Origin of the sequence: Kitasatospora sp. NPDC059747 (assembly GCF_042732955.1) — a bacterium.
Taxonomy (GTDB): Bacteria; Actinomycetota; Actinomycetes; order Streptomycetales; family Streptomycetaceae; genus Kitasatospora.
In genome coordinates this window covers 47,700-53,739 of record NZ_JBHWGV010000012.1, presented here as the reverse complement: position 1 = coordinate 53,739, position 6,040 = coordinate 47,700, and the positions used below count along the sequence as shown (strand labels likewise).

At 71.2% G+C, this 6,040-nt stretch carries 6 protein-coding genes; 2 read left to right on the top strand and 4 right to left on the bottom strand.

Translation table 11 applies throughout. From position 1 onward, the window contains the following. Positions 1–114: 114 nt before the first annotated feature. The gene (locus tag ACFV4G_RS07905; protein ID WP_380437659.1) at positions 115–1,482 is read right to left on the bottom strand and encodes a pyridoxal phosphate-dependent decarboxylase family protein; all 1,368 of its coding nucleotides are present in this window, start codon (positions 1,480–1,482) and stop codon (positions 115–117) included. A 195-nt stretch (positions 1,483–1,677) separates the two neighbouring features. Beyond that, a complete protein-coding gene (locus tag ACFV4G_RS07900) occupies positions 1,678–2,142 on the bottom strand; it encodes an Lrp/AsnC family transcriptional regulator (RefSeq protein WP_359967830.1) in 465 nt (154 codons plus the stop codon). A 389-nt stretch (positions 2,143–2,531) separates the two neighbouring features. Between ACFV4G_RS07900 and nadA the strand changes: the two genes are divergently transcribed. Beyond that, positions 2,532–3,716 (top strand): quinolinate synthase NadA, encoded by a 1,185-nt coding sequence (gene nadA / locus ACFV4G_RS07895; protein WP_380437657.1) that lies wholly within the window; start codon positions 2,532–2,534, stop codon positions 3,714–3,716. A gap of 98 nt (positions 3,717–3,814) precedes the next feature. On the opposite strand, the gene ACFV4G_RS07890 is transcribed toward nadA, so the two are convergent. Together ACFV4G_RS07890 and ACFV4G_RS07885 are read right to left on the bottom strand one after the other, a co-directional pair. Beyond that, positions 3,815–4,108 carry a hypothetical protein gene (locus tag ACFV4G_RS07890; RefSeq protein WP_363652151.1) on the bottom strand — a complete coding sequence of 98 codons (294 nt, stop codon included), beginning with the start codon at positions 4,106–4,108 and terminating at the stop codon, positions 3,815–3,817. 36 nt (positions 4,109–4,144) lie between these two features. After that, complete coding sequence (locus ACFV4G_RS07885; RefSeq protein WP_380437655.1) at positions 4,145–4,951, bottom strand: PspA/IM30 family protein; 807 nt, start codon at positions 4,949–4,951, stop codon at positions 4,145–4,147. Between the two features lie 300 nt (positions 4,952–5,251). Here ACFV4G_RS07885 and ACFV4G_RS07880 point away from each other — a divergent pair, with 300 nt between their 5' ends. Beyond that, positions 5,252–5,848, top strand: coding sequence for a DUF3043 domain-containing protein (locus ACFV4G_RS07880; protein WP_380437654.1), 597 nt, complete (start codon positions 5,252–5,254; stop codon positions 5,846–5,848). Positions 5,849–6,040: the final 192 nt, after the last annotated feature.

Sequence of the window (6,040 nt, the reverse complement as noted above, 5' to 3'; positions counted from 1 at the left end):
GCGGCCGCGGGCGCCGTCCCGGCCGCCGGGGGCGTTCCTGTCGGGCCCTGCCGGGGGGGGTGCCGGGGCCCCGCGGGGGGTGCTCCGGGGGGGCCGCGGTGAGGTGTGCGGGGCTCAGGCCATGGTGTCCAGGATCTCCCGGACCATCTCCATCGTGGTGCCCGGGTGCAGGAAGGCGAAGCGGGCGACCGTCTCGCCGTCCCAGCCGGTGGGGGTGACGAAGCCGATCTGGTCCGCGAGCAGCTGCTGCGACCAGCGGTAGTAGTCGTCGTTGGTCCAGCCCGTGCGCTTGAAGCAGACCGCGGAGAGCTGCGGGTCGAACAGCAGCTCCAGGTGCTCGGTGTCGCGGATCAGCCGGGCGGTGTCCTGTGCCAGCTTGAGGCCGGTCTCGATGGCGTCGGTGTACGCCTGGGTGCCGTGCACGGCGAGCGAGAACCAGAGCGGCAGGCCGCGGGCGCGCCGGGTCAGGTGGTAGGCGTAGTCGGTGGGGTTCCACTCGTCGCCCTCGGTGTGCAGGACGTCGAGGTAGGAGGCGTCCTGGGTGTGGACGGCCCGGGCGAGCTGCGGGTTGCGGTAGATCAGCGCGGCGCAGTCGAACGGGGCGAACAGCCACTTGTGCGGGTCCACCACGAAGGAGTCGGCGTGCTCTATGCCGTTGTAGCGGGCCCGGACCGAGGGGGCGAACAGGCCCGCGCCGCCGTAGGCGCCGTCCACGTGGAACCACATGTCGCGCTCGCGGGCGACCTCGGCGAGGCCCTGGAGGTCGTCGACGATGCCCTCGTTGGTGGTGCCGGCGGTGCCGACGACCGCGATCACCGTCTCGGGGTTCGGGTCGGCGGCCAGGGCCGCGCGCAGCGCCTCGCCGGTGAACCGCCGGTCGACGGTCGGGACCTTGAAGGCCTCGACGCCGATGATGTTGAAGGTGTTCTTGACCGAGGAGTGCACCTGGTCGGCGACGGCTATGCGCAGGCGTGCCTCCGGCCCGACGCCCAGCTTGCGGCGCGCGGTGTCGCGGGCCACGACCAGGGCGGACAGGTTGCCCGCCGAGCCGCCGGAGACGAAGCAGCCGCCGGCCGTCTCGGGCAGGCCCGCGCGGTCGGCGATCAGCCGCAGCACCTGGTTCTCGGCGGCGATCGCGCCGGCCGCCTCCAGCCAGGAGATGCCCTGGAGGGAGGCGCAGGAGACGACCATGTCGAACAGCAGCGCGGCCTTGGTGGGGGCGCACGGGATGAAGGACAGGTAGCGCGGGCTGTCGGCGGAGATGACGGCGCGGGACAGCTCGTGGTCGTAGAGCTTGAGCACGTCGGCCGGGCTGTTGCCCTCGGGGTTCAGCAGGCCGGCCAGCTGGGCGCGCAGGTGCTCGCCGTCGCCGGGGTGGTCGAGCGGGACGGGGTCGTACTGCAGCCGCTCCCGCATGTAGTCGAATACCAGGTCGACCAGGTCGTTGTCGGGCCGGTGCATGCGGTCGGGTGCTGCGGACACGGCTGTCCCTCTCGGCTGTGGGGTCGGGGGATCCGGCCGGGCGGGGAGCGTTCACCGCGCTGACCGGACGTGATCAGCGTAGGCAGCGAAGGGGGTGGGCCGCGCGTCGGAACGCGGCTGGTCAGGCAGGTTTCGAGCGTCTTCGGGCCGGTCCGCGCAGGATTCCTGCGTACGCCCCGGAGAGGGCCGTCCGGGTCAGCCGATCAGCTGGGACAGGACGACGGAGGAGCGGCTGCGCTGGACCCCGGGCTCGCGGCGGATGCGCTCGATGACGGCCTCCAGGTGGCGCATGTCGGCGGCGCGCAGGTGGACCAGGGCGTCCGGGTCGCCGGTGACCGTCCAGGCGGCGACCACCTCGGGGAACTGGCGCAGGCTCGCGAGGATCTCCTCGGGGGCGGTCCGCTCGCGGCAGTACACCTCGACGAAGGCCTCGGTCTGCCAGCCGAGCACGGCCGGGTCGAGCACCACGGTGAAGCCGCGGACCACCCCGCGCGCCCGCAGCCGGTCGATCCGGCGGCGGACGGCGGTGGCGGAGAGGTTCACCTGGAGGCCGATCTCGGCGTAGGAGGCACGGCCGTCGCTGCCGAGGCGGGCGAGGAGCAGCCGGTCGGTCTCGTCCAGGTCCGCCCCGGTCACCTCGTGCGCTCGGCTGCTGCTCATCGGTGCGGGGCTCCACGGGTCGTGCGGGGATCGGCGGACGGGACGGCAGTGGCCGGTCTGCCGAAACGGTTCGGCATCCATTCTGGCGGATGACATGAGCGAGTTCACCGCTGACAGATGACCGGGAGGCGTACACCAGGGCGCCACTCGTGGTTCAGGTCACCGGCAGCACGATCTTCTCGCGAGTGCGGCCCCCGGCGCTCGGCGCACACCCGGAGCCGCCCGGATACCGATTCGGCCACGCCCGGAAGCATCCGATCCGGCAAGCGGTTCTCGTCACATCGACAGGATGGCCATCGTCACTCTGACGCTAACCGGTTATCATAGATAGTGTCAGATAGACGAAAAGGCTTCACCGCTTGATCGGCCGCACAGAAGGGCACCCGCCCGTGACCACCACCATCACCGAGACCTACGGCGTCGACCCCACTCCGACGCCGCTCGCTCTGCTGCTGCTCGGCCGGGAGGCCGACCCGAACAGCGAGCGCGGCGTCGAGTGCCCCGGTGACCTCCCCCCGGCCTCCGACCCGAACCTCGTCGAGCGCGCCCGGGCGGCCAAGGCCGCGCTGGGCGAGCGCGTCTTCATCCTCGGGCACCACTACCAGCGCGACGAGGTGATCGAGTTCGCCGACGTCACCGGCGACTCGTTCAAGCTCGCCCGGGACGCGGCGGCCCGCCCGGAGGCCGAGTTCATCGTCTTCTGCGGCGTGCACTTCATGGCCGAGTCCGCGGACATCCTCACCGGCGACGACCAGAAGGTCGTCCTGCCCGACCTCGCGGCCGGCTGCTCGATGGCCGACATGGCCACCGCCGAGCAGGTCGCCGAGTGCTGGGACGTGCTGACCGACGCCGGCATAGCCGACGTGACCGTCCCGGTCTCGTACATGAACTCCTCCGCCGACATCAAGGCCTTCACCGGCAAGCACGGCGGCACCATCTGCACCTCCTCCAACGCCAAGCGCGCCCTGGAGTGGGCCTTCGAGCAGGGGCAGAAGGTCCTGTTCCTGCCCGACCAGCACCTCGGCCGCAACACCGCGGTGCGCGACATGGGCTTCTCGCTGGACGACTGCGTCCTGTACAACCCCCACAAGCCGAACGGCGGCCTGACCGCCGAGCAGCTGCGCGACGCCAAGATGATCCTCTGGCGCGGCCACTGCTCGGTGCACGGCCGGTTCAGCCTGGACTCGGTGAACGACGTCCGCGAGCGCATCCCCGGCGTCACCGTCCTGGTGCACCCGGAGTGCAAGCACGAGGTCGTCGCCGCCGCGGACATGGTCGGCTCCACCGAGTACATCATCAAGGCGCTCGACGCCGCCGAGCCCGGCTCCAAGTGGGCCATCGGCACCGAGCTGAACCTCGTCCGCCGCCTCGCCAAGGCGCACCCGGACAAGGAGATCGTCTTCCTGGACCGCGCGGTCTGCTTCTGCTCGACCATGAACCGGATCGACCTGCCGCACCTCGTCTGGGCGCTGGAGTCGCTGGTCGAGGGCCGGGTGCCGAACGTGATCACCGTCGACCCGGAGACCGAGCGGTACGCCAAGGCGGCGCTGGACCGGATGCTCGCCCTGCCGTAACACTCGCCCTGCCGCAACAGCGGCGGACGCACGAAGGGCGGGCCCCCTCCGAGTGGAGGGGGCCCGCCCTTTCGTCTGGCGCCGAGCGGTGCGGAAGGCTACTCCGGGTACCCGGGGATGACGCCCTCGTCATCGGCCATCAGCAGCGCGCGGACCTCGTCGATCGTCGCCTCCGCGGCCGGCAGGATCAGCTCGGACGGCTCCAGCGAGTCGTCCGGCAGCCTGGTGCCGTACTGCTTCACGGCGTCCAGCAGCTTGCCGTACGCCGAGCGGAAGAGCTCCTCGTCGCCCGAGTCGACCGCGGTGACGAGCTCCGCGTCGAGCTCGTTGAGCAGGTTGAGGTGGGCCTCGCCGACCTCGAACTGCCCCTCACCCATGACCCTCATGATCATGCCGTGCGTCTCCCTGGTTCGTGGGTGGAGCTCAGCTCACTTGTTGTAGTTGATGCGCGGGGTGTCCTGCGGCGCATCGTGCGGCTGCTGCTGCGGCTTGCCCTGCTCGATCGCGGCCGGGCCGGCAGCCGGACCGCCCGACAGCTCGGCCTTCATGCGGGCCAGCTCCAGCTCGACGTCCGAACCGCCGGCGACGCGCTCCAGCTCCGCCTCGATGTCGTCCTTGCGGCCGAGACCGCTCGCGTCGTCGAGCGCGCCGGAGGCCAGCAGCTCGTCGATCGCGCCGGCCCGCGCCTGCATCTGCGCGGTCTTGTCCTCGGCGCGCTGGATCGCCAGGCCGACGTCGCCCATCTCCTCCGAGATCCCGGAGAAGGACTCGGCGATGCGGGTCTGCGCCTGGGCCGCGGTGTAGGTGGCCTTGATGGTCTCCTTCTTGGTGCGGAAGGCGTCCACCTTGGCCTGCAGCCGCTGGGAGGCGAGCGTGAGCTTCTCCTCCTCGGCCTGGAGCGCCTGGTACTGCGCCTCCAGGTCGTTGATCTGGGACTGCATGTTGGCCTTGCGGGTCAGCGCCTCGCGCGCGAGGTCCTCGCGGCCGAGCGACAGCGCCTTGCGGCCCTGGTCCTCGTACTTCGCGGACTGCTGCTGGAGCTGGGTCAGCTGGAGTTCCAGGCGCTTGCGCGAGGTCGCGACGTCCGCGACGCCACGCCGTACCTTCTGCAGCAGTTCGAGCTGCTTCTGGTAGGAGTAGTCGAGCGTCTCACGGGGATCCTCCGCCCGGTCCAAGGCCTTGTTCGCCTTGGAGCGGAAGATCAACCCCATACGCTTCATGATTCCGTCGCTCATGGGCCTCGGGTGCCCCCTTCTCCGGCCTGCGGTCTCTATCTCGTTACCAGACACGACGAGTGTATGTGCAGCGAGCCCGTCGCCGCAGTGCACCTGCCTGCAACAAGACTGCTACAGCGCTGGGTGCCTCTTCCTCATCCCCCGGGTGGATCCCATTCTCATCCCCCCAATCCTCCACCCGACTGATCCCCTACGGGAAGGGGCCGGAAAACCCCGGGCGGGTTCCCACCTCGCGGATCGATACGCGTTTGCGTCCGAGGCCGCCCCGAGAAGCGCCGCCGCACCCCGTACGCTGGTGGTGTGTTCCGACGCCGTTCAGATGATGCCGCTGCCTCCACCGTGCTGGAGAAGCAGGACGAGACGACCCAGGCCCGCGACCCGCAGGCCAAGAAGGGCCGGCCCACTCCCAAGCGCAGTGAGGCCGAGGCCAACCGGCGTACCCGGGTGGTCGTGCCCAAGGACCGCAAGGAGGCCGCCAAGCAGGCCCGCGACCGGATGCGGGTCGAGCGCGAGAAGCAGCGCCAGGCGCTCATGGACGGTGACGAGCGCCACCTGCCCGCGCGCGACAAGGGCGCGGTGCGCAAGTTCGCCCGCGACTACGTGGACGCCCGCTGGTCGCTGGCCGAGTTCTTCCTCCCCGCGGCCGTGCTCATCCTGGTCCTCAGCATCGTCAAGGTGCCGGCCCTGCAGCTGCTCTCCACCCTGCTGTTCCTGCTGTTCTTCGTGCTGGTCGCGCTGGACTTCGTCCGCCTCGGCCTCGGCCTGCGCAAGCAGCTCGGCGAGCGCTTCGCGGGCCAGAACACCCGCGGAACGGTCGCCTACGGCCTGATGCGCATCCTGCAGATGCGCCGGCTGCGGCTGCCCAAGCCGCAGGTCCGTCGCGGGGAGCGGCCCTGACCGCCGAACCGGTGGACTCCGGCTGGGCCCCGCCGTCCTGGGAGGGGCCCGGCCTCTACGCGCTGCCGGGCCAGGGCGACGGCGGGCACGACCGGCTCGGCCAGGAGCGCGCGGGCCAGGAGCGGGCCGGCCAGGAGCGCCGGCTGCCCTCCCGCAGCGGCTCCTTCGCCGGCGGCACCGCCGCGTGGCTGG